Genomic DNA, 392 nt, shown 5'->3' on the forward strand with positions numbered 1-392 from the left:
TGGTCATGGCGCTGACCGATCCGCATCCGGCGCTGAAAGTCGCCGCGCCGCAGAGCCCGATGATCGACGGCTGGATGGGCGATGATTGGCTCAACTACGGCGCGTTCCGTCAGGTCAATTTCGGCTACTTCGTCGGCCAGCTCAGCAAGCGCGGCAAGGGCGGTTCGATCCCCAGCGCCGGCTACGACGATTACACCACCTTCCTGCGCGCGGGCTCGGCCGGCGATTACGCGCGCGCCAACGGCCTCGAACAGATTCCGTGGTGGCACAAGCTCACCGAGCATCCGGCCTACGACACGTTCTGGCAGGAACAGGCGCTGGACCGCACGATGGCGTCCACGCCGCTGAAGGTCCCGACGATGTGGCTGCAAGGGCTGTGGGACCAGGAGGAC

The 392-nt window shown here is 66.1% G+C and carries 1 protein-coding gene; it reads left to right on the forward strand.

Going from position 1 to position 392, the window contains the following annotated elements:
* Positions 1-392, forward strand: a 392-nt coding sequence (locus AC0AIB_RS31580) for a CocE/NonD family hydrolase (RefSeq protein ID WP_465098141.1), incomplete at both ends; no start/stop codon positions are given.

This window comes from Micromonospora sp. DSM 43699 (genome assembly GCF_055517075.1).